Origin of the sequence: Caulobacter sp., assembly GCF_965279145.1 — a bacterium.
GTDB lineage: Bacteria > Pseudomonadota > Alphaproteobacteria > Caulobacterales > Caulobacteraceae > Caulobacter.
Genome location: NZ_OZ257139.1, coordinates 1,975,189 through 1,995,152 on the forward strand (window position 1 = coordinate 1,975,189; position 19,964 = coordinate 1,995,152).

Annotated in this window: 22 protein-coding genes and 1 tRNA gene; 14 read left to right on the top strand and 9 right to left on the bottom strand. The window is 68.4% G+C overall.

What is annotated here, in order from left to right; translation table 11 throughout:
- The first annotated feature begins 180 nt into the window (after positions 1–180).
- The gene (locus tag ACQY9P_RS09250) at positions 181–951 is read left to right on the top strand and encodes a DUF4908 domain-containing protein (RefSeq protein WP_421739550.1); all 771 of its coding nucleotides are present in this window, start codon (positions 181–183) and stop codon (positions 949–951) included.
- A gap of 65 nt (positions 952–1,016) precedes the next feature.
- On the opposite strand, the gene ACQY9P_RS09255 is transcribed toward ACQY9P_RS09250, so the two are convergent.
- From ACQY9P_RS09255 to gloB, 3 genes are all read right to left on the bottom strand, one after another.
- Positions 1,017–1,457, bottom strand: coding sequence for a hypothetical protein (locus ACQY9P_RS09255; RefSeq protein WP_421739549.1), 441 nt, complete (start codon positions 1,455–1,457; stop codon positions 1,017–1,019).
- A gap of 118 nt (positions 1,458–1,575) precedes the next feature.
- Positions 1,576–2,052 carry a cupin domain-containing protein gene (locus tag ACQY9P_RS09260; RefSeq protein ID WP_421739548.1) on the bottom strand — a complete coding sequence of 159 codons (477 nt, stop codon included), beginning with the start codon at positions 2,050–2,052 and terminating at the stop codon, positions 1,576–1,578.
- A complete protein-coding gene (gloB, locus tag ACQY9P_RS09265) occupies positions 2,049–2,795 on the bottom strand; it encodes a hydroxyacylglutathione hydrolase (protein WP_421739547.1) in 747 nt (248 codons plus the stop codon). Before gloB ends, ACQY9P_RS09260 begins: the two co-directional genes overlap by 4 nt.
- Positions 2,796–2,876: 81 nt before the next feature.
- Between gloB and ACQY9P_RS09270 the strand changes: the two genes are divergently transcribed.
- From ACQY9P_RS09270 to ACQY9P_RS09280, 3 genes are all read left to right on the top strand, one after another.
- Entirely contained in the window at positions 2,877–3,653 is a 777-nt protein-coding gene (locus ACQY9P_RS09270) for a class I SAM-dependent methyltransferase (RefSeq protein ID WP_421739546.1), read from the top strand.
- 72 nt (positions 3,654–3,725) lie between these two features.
- Positions 3,726–4,070 carry a P-II family nitrogen regulator gene (locus ACQY9P_RS09275; RefSeq protein ID WP_421739545.1) on the top strand — a complete coding sequence of 115 codons (345 nt, stop codon included), beginning with the start codon at positions 3,726–3,728 and terminating at the stop codon, positions 4,068–4,070.
- A gap of 101 nt (positions 4,071–4,171) precedes the next feature.
- On the top strand, positions 4,172–5,683 hold the full coding sequence (locus tag ACQY9P_RS09280) for a phospholipase D-like domain-containing protein (RefSeq protein WP_421739544.1): 1,512 nt from the start codon (positions 4,172–4,174) through the stop codon (positions 5,681–5,683).
- On the opposite strand, the gene ACQY9P_RS09285 is transcribed toward ACQY9P_RS09280, so the two are convergent.
- The 3 genes from ACQY9P_RS09285 to metX are packed head-to-tail and all read right to left on the bottom strand — an operon-like array spanning position 5,619 to position 8,256.
- A complete protein-coding gene (locus ACQY9P_RS09285; RefSeq protein WP_421739543.1) occupies positions 5,619–6,416 on the bottom strand; it encodes an endonuclease/exonuclease/phosphatase family protein in 798 nt (265 codons plus the stop codon). The two genes, ACQY9P_RS09280 and ACQY9P_RS09285, sit on opposite strands and share 65 nt — an antisense overlap.
- Positions 6,413–7,093: a methionine biosynthesis protein MetW gene (gene metW, locus ACQY9P_RS09290; RefSeq protein ID WP_421739542.1), complete on the bottom strand. Its 681-nt coding sequence runs from the start codon at positions 7,091–7,093 to the stop codon at positions 6,413–6,415. Before metW ends, ACQY9P_RS09285 begins: the two co-directional genes overlap by 4 nt.
- An 8-nt stretch (positions 7,094–7,101) precedes the next feature.
- The gene (gene metX / locus ACQY9P_RS09295; RefSeq protein ID WP_421739541.1) at positions 7,102–8,256 is read right to left on the bottom strand and encodes a homoserine O-acetyltransferase MetX; all 1,155 of its coding nucleotides are present in this window, start codon (positions 8,254–8,256) and stop codon (positions 7,102–7,104) included.
- 77 nt (positions 8,257–8,333) lie between these two features.
- On the opposite strand from metX, the gene ACQY9P_RS09300 reads away from it, so the two are divergent.
- The 5 genes from ACQY9P_RS09300 to ACQY9P_RS09320 are packed head-to-tail and all read left to right on the top strand — an operon-like array spanning position 8,334 to position 12,485.
- Positions 8,334–8,846: a SixA phosphatase family protein gene (locus ACQY9P_RS09300; protein ID WP_421739540.1), complete on the top strand. Its 513-nt coding sequence runs from the start codon at positions 8,334–8,336 to the stop codon at positions 8,844–8,846.
- On the top strand, positions 8,843–9,187 hold the full coding sequence (locus ACQY9P_RS09305) for a DUF952 domain-containing protein (RefSeq protein WP_421739539.1): 345 nt from the start codon (positions 8,843–8,845) through the stop codon (positions 9,185–9,187). The genes ACQY9P_RS09300 and ACQY9P_RS09305 overlap by 4 nt, the downstream gene beginning before the upstream one ends.
- Positions 9,184–10,242: a quinone-dependent dihydroorotate dehydrogenase gene (locus ACQY9P_RS09310; RefSeq protein ID WP_421739538.1), complete on the top strand. Its 1,059-nt coding sequence runs from the start codon at positions 9,184–9,186 to the stop codon at positions 10,240–10,242. The genes ACQY9P_RS09305 and ACQY9P_RS09310 overlap by 4 nt, the downstream gene beginning before the upstream one ends.
- Positions 10,239–10,976, top strand: coding sequence for a TVP38/TMEM64 family protein (locus ACQY9P_RS09315; protein ID WP_421739537.1), 738 nt, complete (start codon positions 10,239–10,241; stop codon positions 10,974–10,976). Before ACQY9P_RS09310 ends, ACQY9P_RS09315 begins: the two co-directional genes overlap by 4 nt.
- A 9-nt stretch (positions 10,977–10,985) precedes the next feature.
- Positions 10,986–12,485 (top strand): sensor histidine kinase, encoded by a 1,500-nt coding sequence (locus tag ACQY9P_RS09320; protein WP_421739536.1) that lies wholly within the window; start codon positions 10,986–10,988, stop codon positions 12,483–12,485.
- Between the two features lie 70 nt (positions 12,486–12,555).
- Here the strand turns inward: ACQY9P_RS09320 and ACQY9P_RS09325 are convergent, their stop codons facing one another.
- Positions 12,556–13,281, bottom strand: coding sequence for an ABC transporter permease (locus ACQY9P_RS09325; RefSeq protein ID WP_421739535.1), 726 nt, complete (start codon positions 13,279–13,281; stop codon positions 12,556–12,558).
- Positions 13,281–14,225 (bottom strand): ATP-binding cassette domain-containing protein, encoded by a 945-nt coding sequence (locus ACQY9P_RS09330; protein WP_421739534.1) that lies wholly within the window; start codon positions 14,223–14,225, stop codon positions 13,281–13,283. The genes ACQY9P_RS09325 and ACQY9P_RS09330 overlap by 1 nt, the downstream gene beginning before the upstream one ends.
- A 96-nt stretch (positions 14,226–14,321) precedes the next feature.
- Here ACQY9P_RS09330 and ACQY9P_RS09335 point away from each other — a divergent pair, with 96 nt between their 5' ends.
- Together ACQY9P_RS09335 and ACQY9P_RS09340 are read left to right on the top strand one after the other, a co-directional pair.
- Positions 14,322–14,822: a DUF2975 domain-containing protein gene (locus ACQY9P_RS09335; RefSeq protein WP_421739533.1), complete on the top strand. Its 501-nt coding sequence runs from the start codon at positions 14,322–14,324 to the stop codon at positions 14,820–14,822.
- Complete coding sequence (locus tag ACQY9P_RS09340) at positions 14,822–15,061, top strand: helix-turn-helix domain-containing protein (RefSeq protein ID WP_421739532.1); 240 nt, start codon at positions 14,822–14,824, stop codon at positions 15,059–15,061. The genes ACQY9P_RS09335 and ACQY9P_RS09340 overlap by 1 nt, the downstream gene beginning before the upstream one ends.
- 830 nt (positions 15,062–15,891) lie before the next feature.
- Here ACQY9P_RS09340 and ggt read toward each other — a convergent pair.
- The gene (gene ggt, locus ACQY9P_RS09345; RefSeq protein ID WP_421739531.1) at positions 15,892–17,640 is read right to left on the bottom strand and encodes a gamma-glutamyltransferase; all 1,749 of its coding nucleotides are present in this window, start codon (positions 17,638–17,640) and stop codon (positions 15,892–15,894) included.
- A gap of 255 nt (positions 17,641–17,895) precedes the next feature.
- Between ggt and ACQY9P_RS09350 the strand changes: the two genes are divergently transcribed.
- The 3 genes from ACQY9P_RS09350 (at position 17,896) to ACQY9P_RS09360 (ending at position 19,889) form a co-directional block, all read left to right on the top strand.
- Positions 17,896–17,972: transfer RNA gene (locus tag ACQY9P_RS09350), tRNA-Arg, on the top strand.
- Positions 17,973–18,379: 407 nt separating this feature from the next.
- Complete coding sequence (locus ACQY9P_RS09355) at positions 18,380–18,964, top strand: RNA polymerase sigma factor (RefSeq protein ID WP_421739530.1); 585 nt, start codon at positions 18,380–18,382, stop codon at positions 18,962–18,964.
- The gene (locus tag ACQY9P_RS09360) at positions 18,930–19,889 is read left to right on the top strand and encodes a FecR family protein (RefSeq protein WP_421739529.1); all 960 of its coding nucleotides are present in this window, start codon (positions 18,930–18,932) and stop codon (positions 19,887–19,889) included. Before ACQY9P_RS09355 ends, ACQY9P_RS09360 begins: the two co-directional genes overlap by 35 nt.
- Positions 19,890–19,964 lie beyond the last annotated feature (75 nt).

Genomic DNA, 19,964 nt, shown 5'->3' on the forward strand with positions numbered 1-19,964 from the left:
GCATGTTTGCAACGGCCCGGCGCGCATGCGACCGGGCCGTTGTCGCGACGGTTGACGACCCGGGGCGTTTCGTCGTGAAAACCATCGGTGTGAGGATGGTTGGAGCCGGACTTCATTGGCCTCGGGTCCGTCCAAGATTCGCCCTAGTCAGCGGGCATTACGGAATACATGAAGCGTTTGATGGCGGAGACAGGCGGATGGGGGGGCAGGTGCGCCCTCGCGATCATCGCCATTCTCGCGATCGCCTCCCCGTCTCACGCCCAGCAGACCGTCCAGTCGCTTCGCGACGCCCTGCTGGGTCATCATGGCCTGGCCACCTCGCGCCGGCCGCCGCCGCCGCCGGTGGCCCGCTATGTGTCCGAGAGCGGCAGCGCCTTCGTGCTGGACCGCGCCTCGCCCCTGCCGCTGCTGAAGTTCGACAACAGCACGGAGGTCTGGGTGCTGTCGTCGCAGCCCGCCTCGCGCGGCGACGTGATCTATTTCAACGAGCTGGGCGAGCCGGTCCTGCGCGCCACCAAGCTGGGCGGCATGATCCTCTTCACCGAGGAAAATCCCAACGGCGCCGCCGCAGCCCTCAGCGGCAGGGCCTCCTCGCTACAGCCGCCGGCGGTGCTTTCCGTCAGCGCGCTGTTCCTGCGCATCTACCAGGCCAGTACGCGCGTCAGTCGGGTGGCGCAGCGGCAGGTGCCGTTCGAGACGGTCCAGAACGCCCGCCCCGAAACCTCGGTGCTGATCGCCGAGACCGCGCTGATCACGGCCGAGGCCTTCGAGCGCATGGCGCGCAAGGGCGACCGCTCGAAGATCGACAAGGTGACCAAGGTGCTGTTCGCCGAGGGCGACAAACCCGGGGCGTCGCTGAAGAATGGCGCCCTGACGGTCACCTACGCGCCCAATCAGGGCATGGCCGGTCGACCCTCATCCAAGCGCATCGTCAAGGTCGTGAACCGCTGACCTGAGGTCAGGGCCGGACCTCGACCGTGTCTCGCGCCCTGGCCGGCAATCGGGCCTGCGAGCGATCAGGTCACTTCGATGCCCAGGCCCTTCAGGTCCTTGAGGAACCGCAGCAGGCTGCCGTGCGAGCGCTTGAGGCTGTTGACCATTTCCGGCCGGCTGAGCGCTTCGCCGGGGACAATGAAGCCCTCACGGCCGACCTTGCGCGCCATGCCGCGCTTGAGCATCTCGACAACCCTGCGGCGGACGGTCTCGTAGGGCAGGCCAAGGGAGTCCGCGACCTGCCGGATCGTGATCGGACGGCGCTCCTCGTCGGGCGGGACATCGTCGAGCTCGGCATAGGTCCGCCCGCGCAGATGCGAGACATTGCCCGCCCACAGCGTCGTGAAGACGAGTGAGTAGACGATGTCGACACCGTGCGTTTCGTTCGCGATTTCCACCCAACGCAAGATGTAATCCGTGGCGCTGCGCACCGCGGCGCGCGCGTCATGGTATTCGTCCGACATATTTGTTCCCACAACCCGATTCACCGAACCTAGGTACAGCGGGCGGACCTAAAATGGGTTGTGTTCGTTGCTCAGAATGGGTGCGGTAAATCGTCTCGGGGGTTGACCCCGGCGGGATTCAGGGTGCGACGCGGGATGTGGGTCGCCACTCGGGCGGCGCCATCTCGAAGCCTTCGAATCGGAAGCCGGGCGCGACCGTGCAGCCCACGAGGGTCCAGGCGCCCAGGCTGACGGCGGTCTGCCACCACAGCGTCGGGACGATCACCTGCGGCCTGCAACCGGCGCGAAGGTCGGGACCCAGGACATGGGCCTGCGCGCCGTCGCCGTCGGGTGGCGACAGGGTCAGGGAGAGCGGGGCGCCGGCGTGATAGTGCCAGATCTCGACCGCATCGACCCGGTGCCAGGCCGACATCTGCTCGGCTTCCAGAAGATAGTAGATCGCCGTCGAGGCCGGTCGGGCGCCATCGGCCGCGACGTCCTGGAAGGTCTGGCGATACCAGCCGCCCTCGGGATGCGGCTGAAGATCCAGCATCCGGATGATTTCCTTGGCGCCCAGGTCGCCGGAGATGCCCAGGGGCGTGTTCTGGCCGCTCATCCCTTGAAGCCGTCCTTGGCGGCGCGGATCTCGGCGAACGCCATGGCCGGCGACAGGCCCGGGCGCAGCAGCGGCGCGCGCAGGAACGGGTTGGTGGCCTTTTCCAGACCAATCGAGGTCGGCACCGTCGGCTCGCCGCGTTCGCGCAGGGCGAACACCTGCTCGGCCCGCGCCTTCAGCGCCGCGTCGCCGTCGACCGACAGGGCGAAGCGCGCGTTGGACGCGGTGTATTCGTGGGCGCAGTAGACCGTGGTCGTGTCGGGCAGGGCGGTCAGGCGCTCCAGAGAGGCCCACATCTGCTCGGCCGTGCCCTCGAACAGTCGACCGCAGCCCAGGGCGAACAGGGTGTCGCCGACGAAGGCGATGGCGTCGGCGGCGTCATGATAGGCGATGTGGCCCAGGGTGTGGCCGCCGGTGTCGATCACCGTGAAGCGGGTTTCGCCCAGCGCGACAACGTCGCCGTCGCCAACCTCGCGGTCCAGGGGCGCGATGCGGGTAACCTCGGCGGGACCGACGATGGTCGCGCCCGTGGCGGCCTTGATCGCCGCGTTTCCACCGGCGTGGTCAGGGTGCCAGTGGGTGTTGAGGATCAGGTCCAGCGTCCAGCCCAGCCTGGCCAGTTCCGCCAGGATGGCGTCGGCGTCGGGCGTATCGATGGTCGCGGTCTTTCCCGTGGCCTCGTCGCGCACGAGAAAGCCATAGTTGTCGGACAGGCAGGCGAACTGGTGGACGGTCAACGGCATGGGCGAGCTTGTTCTCGTTCTGGACAGTGACGCGGACGGCGCCACCGCCTACATAGATGACCTCACCGCCTCGGAGACTCAATGCGTCGCGACGTGCTCGATCTGAGAGCCTTCTACGCCACGCCCCTCGGGCGCGCGGCGCGGCTGATGCTGGAACGCAAGGTCGAGGAGGCGTGGGGCGACACGCGGGGGCTCGACGTTCTGGGCCTGGGCTATGCGACCCCCTTTCTCGATGCCGCCCGCCACAGCGCCCGGCGGGTCGTGGCGGCCATGCCGGCCACCCAGGGCGTCGAGGTCTGGCCGCAGGGCGGCCGCAACCAGGCCTGCCTGGTCGAGGAAACGGCCCTGCCGCTGCCCAACGCCATGTTTGACCGGGTGCTGGCGGTCCATGCCCTGGAAGAGGCCGATGATCCCGCCGCCGTCCTGGCCGAGATCGGCCGGGTCATGGCCCCGACGGGCCGGCTGATCGTGGCGGTGGCCTCTCGCGACGGCGTCTGGGCCGGGGCCGAGAGCACGCCCTTCGGCCATGGCCGTCCGTTCAGCCGCAGCCAGCTGGAGCGCCTCATCCGCGACGCCGAGCTTGAACCGGCCGGCTGGACCCGGGCCCTCTACGCGCCGCCGATCGCCATGGCGGCGGGTTGGGCCGAGGGTTTCGAGCAGGTCGGCGCGCGACTTTGGCCGCGTTTCGCCGGCTTGATCCTGATGGAGGCCGTCAAGCAGACCTTCGCCGTCAAGCCGCGCGGGCATCGCGCTAGGGTCCGGGTCTTCGCGCCCGGCGTCCTGGCGCCCAGTCCGGCCGGACCGGCCTCGGCCCGCAAGGCGCCTGTTCGTGAGGCGCCAGGCCGTGTCGAAGACTGAACGCTCTTGGAGGCTTCGCGTTGGAAGCCTAGCTTAGACTGCGTAACCACTGTCAGCCGCGGGAGCCGCGCCATGAAAATGATCGTCGCCATCATCAAGCCGAGCCGCCTGGACGCGGTTCTCGAGGCGGTCACCGAGGCGGGCGCGTCCGGGCTGACGGTCACGGAAGTCCGTGGCTATGGCCGGCAGAAGGGCAAGACCGAGGTCTATCGCGGCGCCGAATACGAGGTGAAGCTGCTGCCGAAGGTCAAGCTCGAGATCGCCGTGCCTACCGATGTGGTCGAGTCGGTGGTCGAAGCCCTGCAACGCACGGCCAACACCGGCAAGATCGGCGACGGCAAGGTTTTCGTCATGGACCTGGAACAGGCACTGCGCATTCGCACCGGCGAACGCGACGCCGCCGCGATTGCGGGCTAGGGTCCCGCCCGAAGCGTCGGCGACTGTCGGGAAGTAGACGCGCAAGCGGAGCCACAACGGGGCTCCGTGCGTTGTCGAGTCTCACCACGACTAGGAGCGTCATGGACGAGCGTGCCTCCGTCTTGAAACCCGGCCAGAATTGCTGGCGCGTCGAGACCGCCGACCGACTGGCCCTGTTCATCGACAATGACGAGGCCTTCGACGCGCTCAAGCCCCTGCTGCTGGCGGCCAAGCGCTCGATCTGGATCCTGGCCTGGGTGTTTGATCCCCTGACCCGTCTGGATCCAGACCGCGTCAGAAAAAGCCGTGATCCCGAAACCGCCGACCGCATAGGCCTGATCCTGCGCCGGCAGGCGGCGCTGAACCCGGCGCTCGACGTGCGGATCCTGACCTGGGCCATGCCCTTTCCGATCGCCGCAGCCCAGTTGTTCGGGCCCCAGCGCGGCGCGGCCTTCTTCGCCGGGTCGCGCGTCAAGTATCACCTCGACAACACCCTGCCGGCTTCGGCCTGCCATCATCAGAAGGTGGTGGTGATCGACGGCGCGACCGCCCTGCTCAGCGGCGGCGATATCGGCGTCGATCGTTGGGACACCTGCGAGCATCTGGACGACAATCCCATCCGTCGCCTGCCCACCGGCCGCCACTATCCCGCGCGCCATGAAGTGGCGATGCTGGTCGACGGCCGGGCCGCCCAGGCCTTGGGCGACCTGTTCATCGACCGCTGGCGCAACGCCACGGGCGAGGCCCTGATCGCCCCCCAGCGGCCGGATGAGACGCCGTGGCCGGAGGGCCTGCTGCCCGACCTGCGCCGCGCCAGCGTCGGGATCAGTCGGACCCAGGCCGCCTGGAAGCACCTGCCCGAGATCACCGAAAGCCTGATGCTGCATCTGGCCGGCATCCGCGCGGCGAAGACACTGATCTATCTCGAGAACCAGTACCTGACCTCGCCGATCATCGTCGAGGCGCTGGCCGAGCGTCTGGCCGAGCCCGACGGACCCGAGATCGTGACGGTCGGCCCGGCCCGCAGTCCCAGCTATTTCGACCAGATCACCATGGACAGCGCCCGCACCTCGGCGATCAACCGCCTGCGATCGGTCGATGTGAACAAGCGCTTTTCGGCGTTCAGCGCCCGCACCCCCAACGGCGGACCGATCATCGTCCACTCCAAGGTGGCGATCATGGACGACTGGATGCTGCGCGTCGGTTCAGCCAATCTGAACAACCGCTCGATCGGCCTGGACACCGAGTGCGACCTGGCCTTCGAGGCGAAGGACGAGCAGGACAGCCAGGTGATCCGCGCCTTCCTGGGGCGCCTGATCGGGCACTTCATCAACCGCGAGGCGGTCGATGTCCTGGCCGCGATGGAGAGCGAGGGGGGGCTGGCCGCCGCCATTCATGCGCTGGACGTCAAGGGCGGTCCGCCGCGTCGTCTGCAGCCCGTGCCGGTGCGTCACCTGACCGGCGTTCAGCAGTTCATCGCCGACTGGAACCTGGGCGACGCCATTTCGCCCGACGACGCCTGGCGGCCCTGGGGTCGCCGCGAGCGCCTCAGGCGCGATCTGGAACGTCTTGCCAAGCCGCCGCCGTCCCTGCCGGACTACCTGCAGCCGTGATCTCCAGGTCGACGACCAGCGGCAGGTGGTCGGAAGCCACCCTGGCCCTGGCGTCATAGGGCGAGCGCACGCCGACGGTCTCCAGGCCCTTGGTCAGGAAGACATGGTCGATGCGCATGAACGGGAAGCTGGACGGGAAGGTGGCGGTGGCCGGCTTTGTCCAGGCGCCGCCGGTCGTCTGGGCGTCGCGCAGGGCGGCCTTGAGCATCCGATAGGTCGCCGAATAGGGCGTGGCGTTGAAGTCGCCCAGCAGCACCCCCGGCGCGGTCCACTCGTCCGACGCCATCCAGCGGTCGCCCAGCAGGGCGGCGGCCTGGCGCTTCTGCTCCTGGGGAACGAGGCCCAGATGGGTGTTGATGATCTGGACCGGCGTGTCGCCGACCATGACCTCGACCCACAACGCCCCGCGCGGCTCCAGGCCCGGCACGCGCCGATACAGCGGCAGGCCTTCGGCTCGGATCCGGCGTTCGGGCAGGGCGGTCAGGATGGCGTCGCCGTAGAGTTCCTCTTCCACGGCCATGGCCGGATGGAAGTGGAACTTCATCTTCAGCAGTTCGGCCAGGCGATGGGCCTGGTCCACGGTCTTGGTGCGGCGACGCAGGACGTCCAGCTCCTGCAGCGCCACCACGTCCGGATTTTCGGCGGCGATCACCTCGGCCACGCGCTCGACGTCAAGCGCGCGGTCCGTGCCCACGCAGCGGTGGACGTTGTAGGTCATCAGGCGAAGCTTCATCCGTCGAAGAGATCGCCTGAAACCGCCGGAGGTTCCCTCGCCGCAGCCTGCCCTGCGTCCTCGCCCTGCGGATGGCGGCTGAGCATGAAGAGGCAGGTCTCGGCCCGCCAGTTCTCGAGCGCGCTGGAGGGATCGATCGCGCGGGCCGGGCCCTTGCCGGCGAACGCGGCGCAGGCGTCGACCCGTACGTTCAGGTCGTCGGTCAGGGCCAGGAAATCGACCAGGGTGCACAGGTGGATGTTCGGGGTCGACCACCAGGGCATCGGCAGGGCCTTGGTCTCGGGCATCCGGCCCCGACTCAGCAGCGACCAGCGAACTCGCCAGTGTCCGAAATTGGGGAACGAGACGATGGCCCGGTCGGCGATGCGCAGCAACTCGGCCAGCACGTGACGCGGCTGGCGCGTGGCCTGCAGGGTCTGCGACAGGATTGCATAGTCGAAGGTCTTGTCGGGGAAGTGGTCCAGGTCCTGGTCGGCGTCGCCCTGCACCACCGAAAGGCCGCGCGCCATGCAGGCGGCGACGCCGCTGGCGCTGATCTCCAGGCCCCGGCCGTCGACCTGCTTGTCATGGGTCAGCAGATCGAGCAGCGCGCCCTCTCCGCAGCCCACGTCCAGCACGCGCGAGCCCGGACGGACCAGGCGCAGGATCTCCCGGAAGTCTTCGCGGGTGGTGGTCATGTTCGCCGTCACGCCAGCCCCCGTTCTCTCTCCACCGATCCCAGGAACCCGGCCAGGGCGGCGTCCATCACCGGCTCGTCCAGCAGGAAGGCGTCATGGCCCTTGTCGCTCTCGATCTCGACGAAGGCCACGCGGCAACCGGCCGCCGTCAGGGCGCGCACGATGTGGCGGTTTTCGGCGGTGGGATACAGCCAGTCGCTGCTGAAGCTGAGCACGCAGAAGCGCATGTGCCGGGCCCGGGTGAAGGCGCTGGCCAGCACCCCGCCGTGGCTGGCGGCGATGTCGAAATAGTCCATGGCCCGGGTGATGTAGAGATAGCTGTTGGCGTCGAAGCGGTCGACGAAACTGGCCCCCTGGTGGCGCAGATAGCTTTCCACCTGGAAGTCGGCGTCGAAGCCCCACGAGAGGCCGTCGCGCTGCAGTTCGCGGCCGAACTTCCGCTGCAGGGCCGGCTCGGACAGATAGGTGATGTGGGCGGCCATCCGCGCCACGGCCAGGCCCTTTTCAGGACGGGTCCCGTGGTCGGCATAGGCGCCGCCGCGCCAGTCGGGGTCGGCCATGATCGCCTGGCGGCCCACCTCGTGGAAGGCGATGTTCTGGGCCGAGTGCCTTGAGGCCGAGGCGATGATCACTGCGCTGGCCAGGCGCTCGGGATAGTCCACCGCCCACTGCTGCACCTGCATGCCGCCCATCGAGCCGCCGACCACGGCGAACAGGGTCTCGACGCCCAGCGCCTTCACCAGCATCGCCTGGGCCCGAACCATGTCGGCGATGGTGATCACCGGGAACGACAGGGCCCAGGGCTTGCCGGTCGCCGGATTGATCGAGGCGGGCCCCGTCGAGCCCATGCAGCCGCCGATGACGTTCGAGCAGATGATAAAATGCCGTTGCGGATCCAGCGGCTTGCCCGGTCCCACCAGGCGCGGCCACCATCCCGGCTTGCCCGTCACCGGATGCGGCGAGGCCACATGCTGGTCCATGGTCAGGGCGTGGCAGATCAGGACGGCGTTGGATCGGTCGGCGTTCAGCTGGCCATAGGTCTGATAGGCGACCTCGAGGCCCTCGATCACGCCGCCCGAATCGAGGCGCAGCGGCTCGCTGGCCGGGAACCGCCAGGCGCCGCCGCCGACAGGTGTGGATGTGACCAGATCCGGATCAGTCATGTCGCCTTGGACCGCTTGACGCACAAGGTGTCAACCGCCGGCTTCCGGTGTGACCGCCTGAAGGCTATGGAGGGCGCATGGACTGTCTGATCCTCATGCGCCACGGCAAGGCCGAACGGCAGGCCGCCACGGGCGGCGACTTCGAGCGTGGCCTCACCGAACGAGGTCGCGACGACGCGGCCCTGATGGGACGGCTGCTGGCCAGGACCGGCGTCGCGCCCGACCTGATCCTGTCCTCCAGCGCTCGCCGCACCCGCGAGACGACGGCCGCCGTCGTCGACGCCTTTCCCAAGGCGCGCGCCGATTTTCGCCGCGACCTCTATCACGCCGAGGCCGAAGAGGTGCTCGCCGTGCTCGAGGACGAGGGCGAGGCGGACCGGGTCGTGATGATCGTCGGCCATAATCCCGGCCTGCACGAGCTGGCCCTGCGCCTGGTCATCCAGGGCGGGGGCGAGCCGGTGGCGCTCAATAGGATCCGGGGCCGGTTCCCCACCGCCACCACCGTGGTCTTCGCGTTCGGCTCTGGCGGCCCGCCGGTGCTGGAGCATCTGTTCTACGTGTCCGAGCATGGCGGAGTCGGCGGCGAATGACCCTCATCTACAAGATCCTGCCCCGCGCCGACTGGGAGGCCGCCGAGGCCGCCGGCAAATTCGAGGGTTCGCCGGTCGACCTGGCCGACGGCTTCATCCACCTGTCCGGCGCCGACCAGGCCCAGGAAACGGCGGCCAAATGGTTCGTCGGTCAGCAAGGCCTGCTGCTGCTGGGCGTCGAGGCCGAATTGCTGGGCGAGGCGCTGAAGTGGGAGGCCTCGCGCGGCGGGGCGCTGTTTCCGCATCTCTATCGGCCCCTGCTGCCCGCCGAGGTGGTGACCCGCAAGGACCTTGACCTCGACGCCGACGGCATTCCCCAGTTGGGCGTTCTCACCGCATGAGCCTTCACGATCTCGCCGCCCGGGCCCTGCACGCCCTTGATCCGGAAGACGCCCACGGCCTGGCCATCAAGGGCCTGAAGGCGGGCCTTGGTCCCCGCGAGGGCGGGCCGTCCGATCCGGCGCTGTCGATCAGCCTGGCCGGCATGCACCTGAGCAGCTGCGTCGGCCTGGCCGCCGGCTTCGACAAGAACGCCGAGGTTCCCGACGCCATGCTGGCCGCCGGCTTCGGCTTCGTCGAGGCGGGCACCGTCACGCCGCTGCCTCAGGCCGGCAATCCGCGTCCGCGCCTGTTCCGGCTGACTGAAGACAAGGCGGTGATCAACCGCATGGGCTTCAACAACGAAGGCCTGGAGGCCTTCGCTGACCGCCTGGCGAAGCGCGCCGGCCGCCATGGCTTCGTCGGGGCCAATATCGGCGCCAACAAGGACGCCACCGACCGCATCGAGGACTATGTCACCGGCCTGACCCGCCTGTGGGGGCTGTCGGACTATTTCACCGCCAACATCTCCTCGCCCAACACGCCGGGCCTGCGCGCCCTGCAGACCCGGGCGGCGCTGGAGGACCTGCTGGGCCGGATGGCCCAGGCGCGGGCCACGCTGAAGGCCAGTTCGACCAGCGACTATCCGATCTTCCTGAAGGTCGCGCCCGATCTGGAGGACGGCGAAGTCGAGGCCATCGTCGAGACCGTTGTGGCCAATGGCCTGGACGGGATCATTGTCAGTAACACCACCATCGCCCGCCCCGAGTCGCTGATGTCGGCGGACCGGGGCGAGGCCGGCGGCCTGTCGGGCGCGCCCCTGCTGGAGCCCTCCACGGCCGTTCTCAGGCGCTTCCACGCGGCGGCCGCCGGTCGCACCACCCTGATCGGGGCCGGCGGGATCGCCGACGGGGCGGGCGCCTACGCCAAGATCCGGGCCGGGGCGCGGGCCGTGCAGCTGTATTCGGCGCTGGTCTATGGCGGGCCGGGCCTGGTGGTCCGCATCAAGCGCGAGCTGTCGGCGCGGCTCAAGGCGGACGGGTTCGCCTGCGTCGAGGACGCGGTCGGCGCCGCATGACGACCGATCGCGCCCTGATGCTGCTGCGACGCTTCGGGCCCGTTGTCGTCCTTGTCGGTCTGTTTGCCTGGGCGCTGGCCAGCGGCGTGGCGGGCCATCTTTCCCTGGAAGAGCTCCGGGCCCGGGGCGAGGGCCTGCAGGCCTTCGCCCGCGAGAAGCCGCTGCTGAGCGCCCTGATCTATGTCTGCGTCTATGTGGCCACGGTCTCGATCTCGCTGCCGGGAGCCCTGATCCTGTCGCTCAGCGGCGGATTTCTGTTTGGTCCCCTCTTTGGCGGAGCGGCGGCGGTCACCGGCGCCACCGGCGGCTCGACCGTGGTGTTCCTGGTCAGCCGAACGGCCTTCGGCGACTTCTTCCGGCGCTGGAGGAACCCCCTGCTGCTGCGGATCGAGCGGGGTTTCGAGAACAACGCCTTTTCCTACCTGCTGACCCTGAGGCTGATCCCGGCCTTTCCCCTGCTGATCGTCAATGTCGCGGCCGGGCTGATGGCCGTCCCCGCGCGCACCTTCGTGCTGGCCTCGTTCCTGGGCATGGTGCCCAGCTCGTTCGTCTATGCCGGCATCGGCGCGGGCCTTGGCCATGTCTTCGCCCAGGGCGGGCCGGTGTCGCTGCACACCCTGCTGTCGCCGCGGATCTATCTGCCCATCGTCGGCATGGGCGTGCTGGCCTTTCTGCCGCCGCTGTGGCGCCTTTGGCGACAGGGGCGCGTTGCTCCAGCGCCCGACGTGAAGTAACCCAGTTCCATGACCGAGACGGTCTCGCCGCCGGAGAACCCGACACCGCCGGGCAAGCGCCGCTTCCCCTGGCCGCGCGGCCTCTCGGCGCGTCTGCTGCTGTTCACCGCCTTCGTGGTCACCGTCGCCGGCCTGTTCGCCCTGCCGCCCACGCTCGCGGCCTATGAGGAACAGTGGCTGCTGGATCGAGTGCGGGCCGGCGAACTGGCCTCGACCATCGCCGAGTCCGATCCTGAATTGCGGGTCAGCGACGCGGTCGCCGCCCAGATGTTCGACCAGGCCGGAGCCGTGACCGTGGCCGTGCAGGTCGACGGCGCCCGCCGGCTGGTGCTGCCGCCCAAGGCGCCCATGGCCACGCCCTATCTGGTCGACCTGCGCCGCCAGAACCCCGGCTCGTGGATCGCCGCCCCGTTCTTCACCCTGACCAGCCCGCCCGGTAGCATGGTCCGCGTGATGGCCGAGCCGCGCTTCCGCAAGGCCGAGTTCGTCGAAGTGGTGCTGCCCGACGCCCCGCTGAAGGCGCTTCTGGTCGGTTATTTCTGGCGCCTGGCGGGCATCACCATCTTCGTCGCCGGCCTGGCGGGCTTCTTCGTCTATCTGTTCCTCAACATCTTCCTGGTGCGGCCCATGCAGCGCATCACCCGCGCCATGGAGCAGTTTCGCGCCGACCCCGATGATCCCGAGGCCCGCATCGTGGTCTCCAAGCGTCGCGACGAGATCGGCCGGGCCGAACTCGAGCTCGACCGTATGCAGACCGACCTGCTGACCGCCCTGGCGTCCAAGGCGCGGCTGGCGGCGCTGGGCGAGGCGGTGGCCAAGATCAATCACGACCTGCGCAACATGCTGACCAGCGCCCAGATGGCCTCCGACCGCCTGGCCGCCCTGGGCGATCCCAAGGTGGCCCAGGCCCTGCCGCGGCTGGAACGGGCGCTGGACCGCGCCATCACCCTGGCCAGCGACGTCATGGCCTATGGCAAGTCCAAGGAGCCCGCGCCGGTGGCCCGGCCCGTCCCCCTGCGCGCCGCGCTCGACAGCGCTGCCGAGGATTCCGGCCTGACGCCGGGCGGCGTGGCCCTGGAAACGGTGATCGACCCGCGCGAGCAGGTGCTGGCCGATCCGGACCAGCTGCATCGCATCCTGACCAACCTGCTGCGCAACGCCCGCGAGGCCGTCGAGGGCGCGCCCGACCGGGGCGGCAAGGGCCGGGTGTTCGTCGAGCTGCATCGCGGCGACGGCGTCAGCATCCTGCGGCTCTCCGACGACGGCCCCGGCGTGCCGGCCCGCGCCCAGGCCAACCTGTTCCAGCCCTTCGTCGGCTCGGTGCGGCGCGGCGGCACGGGCCTTGGCCTCGCCATCGCCCGCGAGCTGGCCCAGGGCCATGGCGGCGATCTGGTGTTGGTCGAGACCGGGCCGGGCGGCTCGGTGTTCGATCTCAGCCTGGCGGGGGTTCCCGAGCCGCTGCCGGAGGCGGCCGTGGTCTCGACGCCGAGCGGCGACGCCGCGTCCTAGGGGCGGCGAACCCGGCTAGCGGCGGAGGAAGCGGACCTTCGGCGCGACCGAGAGGGGTGGGCGTCAGACGCTACAGCACCTCGCGGCGGGCGAGATGCATGACGGCCAGTACGAGGACCACAGACCCTACGCCACCGCCCAGAAACAGGGCCGTGTCCACGCGCCAGGCTTCCTTGGCCAGCATGTTGACCGGCATCTGCCAGGGAAAGAACACCCCCTGCTTGGCCGAAGTGGCGACCACCGAAAAGAAGGTCCCGCCAATGCCGAGGGCCAGGGCCGGTACGAAGCTGGAAAAGCGCAGGGCGGTCCACAGTTGAATGGCGGTGAGCAAGATTGCCGCCACCATCACCTTGCCCACAAGCAGCAGCGGCGTCGCCAGATGCAGCGCGTCGGTCGGGGCAACGGCCGGCTTGATCGCGCCCGCCAGAATGACAGCGCCCACGGTCACCAGCAGGTTCAGGAGGCTCATGGCGGTGATGACGGTTAGCACGCATAGCGCCTTGGCGGCGTAGATCTTCCACCGCGCGATCGGCAAGGCCCGCAAATGATCCCAGGCGCGCGGTCCGTGCTCCATGTGGGCGACCAGAGCCGTCAGGGCGGTGACGCTCATGGGCAGCATGAAGAAGGCCCAGACGCCGGTCGAGGCCTCTGTCCAGTTCTCCCACGGCATGGCCCTGCGCCCCCGCAGCATGTTGAAGAACACGAAGACGGCGATCAGCGCCGGCGCGGACACCGCCAGCAGGGCGGCCATCGAACGGTTCAGCTTGCGAGCTTCGACGGACAGGGCGGCGAGCATCAGGCGATCTCCGTTTGGGGCTGGGGCTGAGCGACGGGCGTGGTGACCTGGCGATAGATCTCTTCCAGCGACCGCTCGCGCGGGCCGATGGCGAACACCGACAATCCGACCTCGACCAGGGCGCGGTTCAGTTCGGCGGCGGTCTGGTCGGCGTCGCCGCCAGGCCGCAGGCGCACCAGCAGTCCGTCGCCGCTGGCGGTCGCGATCAGGTCGTGGACGGCCAGTATCTGAGCGGCGCGGGCATTATCGTCGGTGCGCAGGATGATTTCCGGTGCGAGGTCGGCCTTCAGCCGCGCCAGCTCACCTTCCAGCACCAGCCGGCCCTCGTTGATGACGCCGATATGGGTGGCGGTCTGCTCGATCTCGCCCAGCAGGTGGCTGGAGAGCAGCACCGTCGCGCCAGTGCGCGCGGGCAGGCTCTTGAGAAAACGGCGCATGTCGGCGATGCCGTCTGGGTCCAGGCCGTTGGTCGGCTCGTCGAGCACCAGCACCGGCGGGGCGCCCAGCATGGCGCGGGCCAGGCCCAGGCGCTGGCGCATGCCCAGTGAATAGTCCGACACCCGCCGCCCGCCCTCGGCGCGCATCTCGACGACCTCCAGCACCCGGTCGATCTCGCGGCTGGGCGCGCCCATCAGGGTCGTGGTCAGGGCCAGGTTCTCGCGGCCGGTCAGGTTGCCGTAAAAGCCGTGCGCCTCCAGCAACGCCCCGAACTTGCGGGCCGCCCCGATGCGGTCGCGCGCGACGTCGATCCCGCAAACCCGGGCGACGCCGCCACTGGGCCGGATCAGGCCCAGCACCATCTTCAGCGTGGTGGTCTTGCCCGCGCCGTTACGGCCCAGAAAGCCATATACGGCTTGTTCGGGGACGGTCATCGACACGGCCCTGACCGCCAGGCGGCGGCCGAAACGGCGTGTCAGGCCCTGGGTCTCGATAGCGGCGGACATCTGCTCAGCGAGCCCTTTCGTTTAAGTCAGATATAAAGTTGCAAAGCGCGCATCTTTAAGTCAAGATTAAAGATAGGACAGGATCCGGGGGGCGTGGTGAGCCAGAACGACATCGACAAATTCCGCCGCATGTGCGGCCAGTTCCGCTGGCTGGCGATGTTCATGGTGATCAGCGTCGGGGCCCTGCTGGCGCTGATGGCGTGGGTCGCGCCGCTGCTGTTGCTCTTGTTCCACAAGGCCTCACCCACGCCCGCCATCATACTGGCGGTGACCATCCAGAACCTGCCGGCCGTCTGTTATCTGTTTGGCGTCTGGTCGATCGGCCAGGCCATGGGCGAACTGGCCAGGGGGCGGCTGATTCAGCCAACCCTGGCCTCGGCCCTGCGTCGGGTCGGGATCGCCCTCGGCGTCGGCGGCGTGACCAGCGTATTTGTGGTCAGCAACCTGATCCGGCTGGTCCAGCACGGCAAGGGCGGCTATCTGCACTTCGACGTGCCCGGCATGACGCTGGGCATGATCGGCGGCGCGCTGTTCCTGCAGGGCCGGGTGGTGGACCAGGCCAGCCGGATCCAGTCCGAACTTGATGAGATGATCTGATGCCGGTCCGCGTGACCCTCGACGCCCTGATCGTGAAGAAGGGCCTCAAGGCGCGCGATCTGGCGGCCGAGGTCGGTCTCAGCGAGACCCAGCTGTCGCTGTTCCGCTCGGGCAAGGTCAAGGGCATCCGCTTTCGCACCATGGCGCGGCTCTGCGCGGCGCTGGATTGCCGACCAGGCGACCTGCTGGACTACAGCTTCGATCCCGCCGACCTGACGGCGCCCGACGAGCCGGAATAGGCGATACAGGTCAACGCCTCTGACGCCGTTCTCGGGTCAAGATTGGCCATGCGCCCCGGCGCGCTGACAGCGGACCGTCCCATCGTCTCGCCGTGAGATTTAAGCCTGGCTGACTTCGACGCGACGGTGAGCCTGCGCCCCCAAGATCCTCCCCCTAGCGGGGGAGGTGTCGCCGCAGGCGACGGAGGGGGAAGTGACTGCTGACTCACTGCGGACTTCCCCCTCCGGCCTCCGGCCGCCTCCCCCTTCAGGGGGAGGAGCTGTCGCGCTCTATCCTCCGCGTTCAGCGACTCGAACGCAGCAAAATCAATCGCTTCCAACTTTCTCGCCCTTCTGTATCCCCGGGTCCAAAAACTGGTGGATACTTCTTCTTGTCCCCGTCGCAAGGGGAGGGCGCCTGGTACCGGCCCAAAGCGGCGACGGGTGATGAAGCTGAGCGGGGCCGCGACGCCCTGGGCGGCGGGTCGAAGCGGGCGGACCGTCTCAGAAGGACGGACCGCGCGCCGAGGGGCCCGTCGGCAGAGCGAGCGCGGGTTGAAGAGGGCGGGGATCAGAGTCCGCCTATCGCACATCGTCGGCGTCGAGACGGATTAGCCGATCGACAAGATGCGCGCCCGTCCGGGGGCTAGTTGGGAATCAGAGCTGAAACTCACGCTCGTGTGCCCCAATCCTCACGGTCAAGAACAGCTTGGCGAAGCGGACAGGTCGAGCCGAAACGCACAAAACACATCACGGTCATCCGGGTTCGTCCCGGCCGCTTCGCGCCTCCCCACTAAACTCAGCGAGAAGTCGCGTGAGGCGGCTCAATCATGTCTGTTTGTCGGCCGCCCCTACAGCCCCCGGGCCACGCCCTCGCGGCGCGGATCGGCGCCGCCCTCCAGCACGCCGCCCGGCCGTACGATGACGCCGTGCAGGCCCGAGCCTTCGTACTGGCCGGTGTGGATCATTACGCCGCGCGCGTTCAGCGCCGCGACCATCTCAGGGCCGAACATCTCGGCGTCGCCCGAGAAGTTATCGCCGCGCGAGACGATGTTGGGCAGGGCGATGGCGTCCTGCATCGACAGGTTCCAGTAGAACAGCCCGACCATGGCCTTGAGGTTATAGGACAGGATGGCGTTGCCGCCTGGCGAGCCGACGGCGGCCAGGAACTTGCCCTTGTCGTCCAGCACGATGATCGGCGCCATCGACGAGCGCGGCCGCTTGCCGCCGGCCACGGCGTTGGCGGCCGGCGCGCCGTCCTTCTCGACCGGCGAGAACGAAAAATCCGTCAGCTGGTTGTTGAGGAAGAAGCCGCCGACCATCCGGCCCGAGCCGAAGATGCTCTCGACCGTGGTGGTCATCGACACAACGTTGCCGGCCGGGTCCTTGACCACGAAGTGGGTGGTGCCGCCCGGTTCCTTGGTCGCGTCCACGCCGACCTTGGGCGCGCCCTTGGGGTAGCCAAAGGCCGGGGCGGGACCGGCGATGTCATGGATCAGCTTGGCGCGCTGCGCCACATAGGCTGGGTCCAGCAGACCCTCGACCGGCACCTTCACGAACGACGGATCGCCCACATAGCGGTCGCGGTCGGCGTACATCACCCGCTCGGCCTCGGCCAGCAGGGTCCAGGCGATCGGATCCTTGGGGCCGCGCGCGCCGATGTCGGTGTGCTCCAGCATCATCAGGGCCTGGATCACCGCCAGGCCGCTCGACGAGGGGTTGGGCACGCAGACCGTATAGACCTTCCACGGCCGGCACAGGGCGTCGGCCGAGCGCGGGCGGTAGGTCTTCAGGTCGGTCAGGGTCATGGCGCTCTGCAGGCCTGCCGGCGCGTCGTGCAGCTTGTCTACGATGGCCTGGGCGATCGGGCCTTCATAGAGGGCGCTGGGGCCCTCGGCGGCCACCCGCTTGAGCGTGGCGGCATAGGCCGGGTTCTTCAGCGTGTCGCCGGCCTGGTAGAGCTGGCCGTCGGGCTTGGTGAAATAGGCCCTCACGTCCGGCATGGTGTTCTGCGGCACGCGTGGATTGTTGATCATGCCGGCCAGTCGGGGGCTGACGGTGAAGCCGTCGGTCGCCAGCTTTTCGGCGTCGCTGAACAGCGTGCTCCACTTGGCCGTCCCGTGCTCCTTCTGGGCCTGGGCCAGCATGGCCACCGCGCCGGGCACGCCGGACGAGCGGCCCGACAGCAGGGCGGTGACGAAGGGCAGGGGCTTGCCGTCGGCGCCCATGAACAGGTCGGGTGTGGCGCCGGCCGGGGCCTTCTCGCGACCGTCATAGGCCGTCACCTTGCCGGTTTTGGCGTCGTAGTAGGTGAGGAACGATCCGCCGCCCAGGCCCGAGCTCTGCGGCTCGACCAGGCTCAGCACCGCCTGGATGGCCACGGCCGCGTCGACCGCGCTGCCCCCCTCGCGCAGCACCCTCAGGCCGGCCTCGGCCGCCAGGGGATTGGCGGCGGCGACGAAGCCGCGCGGCGTGGTCGCGGCGGGGCTCGAGACGGCGGGCTTCGGGGGCGGCGGGGCGGTCAGGGCCACGGTCTGGCTTTGGGCGCAGGCCGAGACCGCGAAGGCGGAGACGAGGGCGATCAGGGGCAAACGACGCATGCGAACCGATTCCATGAAGGCGCGACGGCCCTTGGGGGGCGTCGATGGCAAGGTGAACATGGACAACAAACCAGCGGCGCTGTCACGCAAGGACGACGCTTCAGCGCGCCGAAACCGCCACCCCGCCCGGATCCGCGCGTCCGGCGCCTGACGAGGGGGCGCTGGTCGGAGAAATCTTTTCTCGATATCGACCAGACCGGGCTTGCGTCCCCGGAATGAACGGGCTATCTCCCCCGCCTCGCCGAAAGGCAGTGCGCGCCCGTAGCTCAGCTGGATAGAGCATCAGACTACGAATCTGAGGGTCGGACGTTCGAATCGTTCCGGGCGCGCCATTTTCTTCCAATCACTTAGCCGGTTTCGGCTTCGTCAATTGCCGTTCTAGTACGGTGATTAGGACGGTGGTTGCGATTTGGTGCAGCGGTCGCTGCGCCTTCCTCGATCAGAAAAAATCGAATGGGGCCCGCTTTATTGCTGCGGGCATAAATCCCGCCGTCAGAACGGGCGAGGGCCGTTAGTTCGAATCGTATCGGGCGCACCTACGCCCTGAGATTGGGGAATGCACGGATACTGGCAAACCAGCCCCGCGCCCTGGGCGCCTTGAGCTTGGCGGAGCGCCCCCGCGATCTGACCGCTGCAGGGCGCCGCGCCGTCAAACGGTGAATCGCACTCCCGCGCTGTTGCTTTGCAGGCAAGCGCCGCTGAAGCCTGTTCTATGTTGATGTGTCTTCCCGAGACCGAAGTGAAACAGAGTCGCGCTGAAATCGTCGCTTTCGTCGGGGGCCAGATCCTACCGCATGAGGCGGATGTTCGCGCGTGGCTTCGCAGCTCGGGCAGCTATCCCACCGACATCGACGATATTGTTCAGGAGACCTATTGCCGGCTGGCGGCGATGGACGGAGTCAGCCACATCCTGAATGGTCGGGCCTATTTTTTCCGGACCGCCCGCAACATCGCCATCGAGAAAATTCGCCGCGCCCGCATTGTTCGCATCGACTGCGTCACGGAAATCGACGCGCTGAACGTCGTAGATGATGAGCCCTCTCCGGAACGCATCGTCGCGGGACGGCGCGAACTGCGGCGGGTGCAGCATTTGATCGAAGGGTTGCCAGAGCGTTGCCGACAGATCTTTACACTACGTCGGATCCACGGCCTTTCGCAGCGCGAGGTGGCCGCGCGGCTTGGGGTGACGGAGAATGTCGTCGAAACACAGTCGATGCGAGGCTTGCGTTTAATCCTGCGAGCCTTAACGGAAGCCTCCGACAAAGATCAGACACCAGTCGACAAGGGTCATGACCTCCATTCCGTCCGCAAAAGAGATCGATGACGAGGCCGCCGACTGGGCCTCGCGCGTCGATGGTCGCGAACTGGACACGGATCATGATGTCGAGTTCCAGGCCTGGCTGGCCGGCGACCCTCGCCGCTCGGGCGCTTTCCTGCGCGCCCAGGCCGCCATCAGCTTCCTGGATCGTGGACGGGCCCTGGCCGGCTCCGATAGTCGCGCCGACGAACCCCAGCGTCCCAGTCGCCGAACCCTGTTGACGGGCGCAGGCGGCGCGGCGGCGGCGGCCTTAGCCGGCGGCGCGGTGTTCCTGGCCCCGGGACATCAGCGTCTTGACACCCAACTGGGCGAGATCCGTCGGGTGCCTCTTGCCGACGGCTCCCTGGTGGCGATCAACACCACCTCTGCGCTGGACGTGACGATGAAGCCCAAGTCACGCCAGATCTCGCTGCGTCGGGGCGAGGCTTGGTTCCAGGTCGCAAAGGACGCCCAGCGCCCCTTCGTGGTGTCGGCGGGTCTGGTGCGCGTACGCGCCGTGGGGACAGCCTTCGCTGTGCGGCGCGACGGCGACGGTGTCGACGTGATGGTCACCGAGGGTGTGGTTGAGACCTGGGTCGAGGGACAAACCGGTCCGCGCCAGCGCCTGAGCGCCGGAAACCGTGTTCAGCTTGTCGGTTACAGCGCGCCCGTCGTGGCCGAGAGCCCGTCACTGATCGAGCGCAGCCTGGCTTGGCGGAATGGCGAGATCGCCCTGGACGGCGACAGCCTGGGCGACGCCGCAAGCCAGTTCAATCGCTATAACAGCCGCCAGATCATCATTGAGGACGCCGACCTCGCACGTGAGCGTTTCGTCGGCCTGTTTCGCACAAATGAGCCGGAAAGCTTCGCTGCGGCTGTGGCGGCGACGATCGGCGCCAAGGTCCGTGAGGATGACAAGGTCATCCGACTGAGCCGCGACCACTCGTCATAGCCCCCCGCGACCTTGTCGACCTCAACGGCGACAGCATTGGCGCATTCGAAACGGGCGCCGGCTTTCGTGAATGGC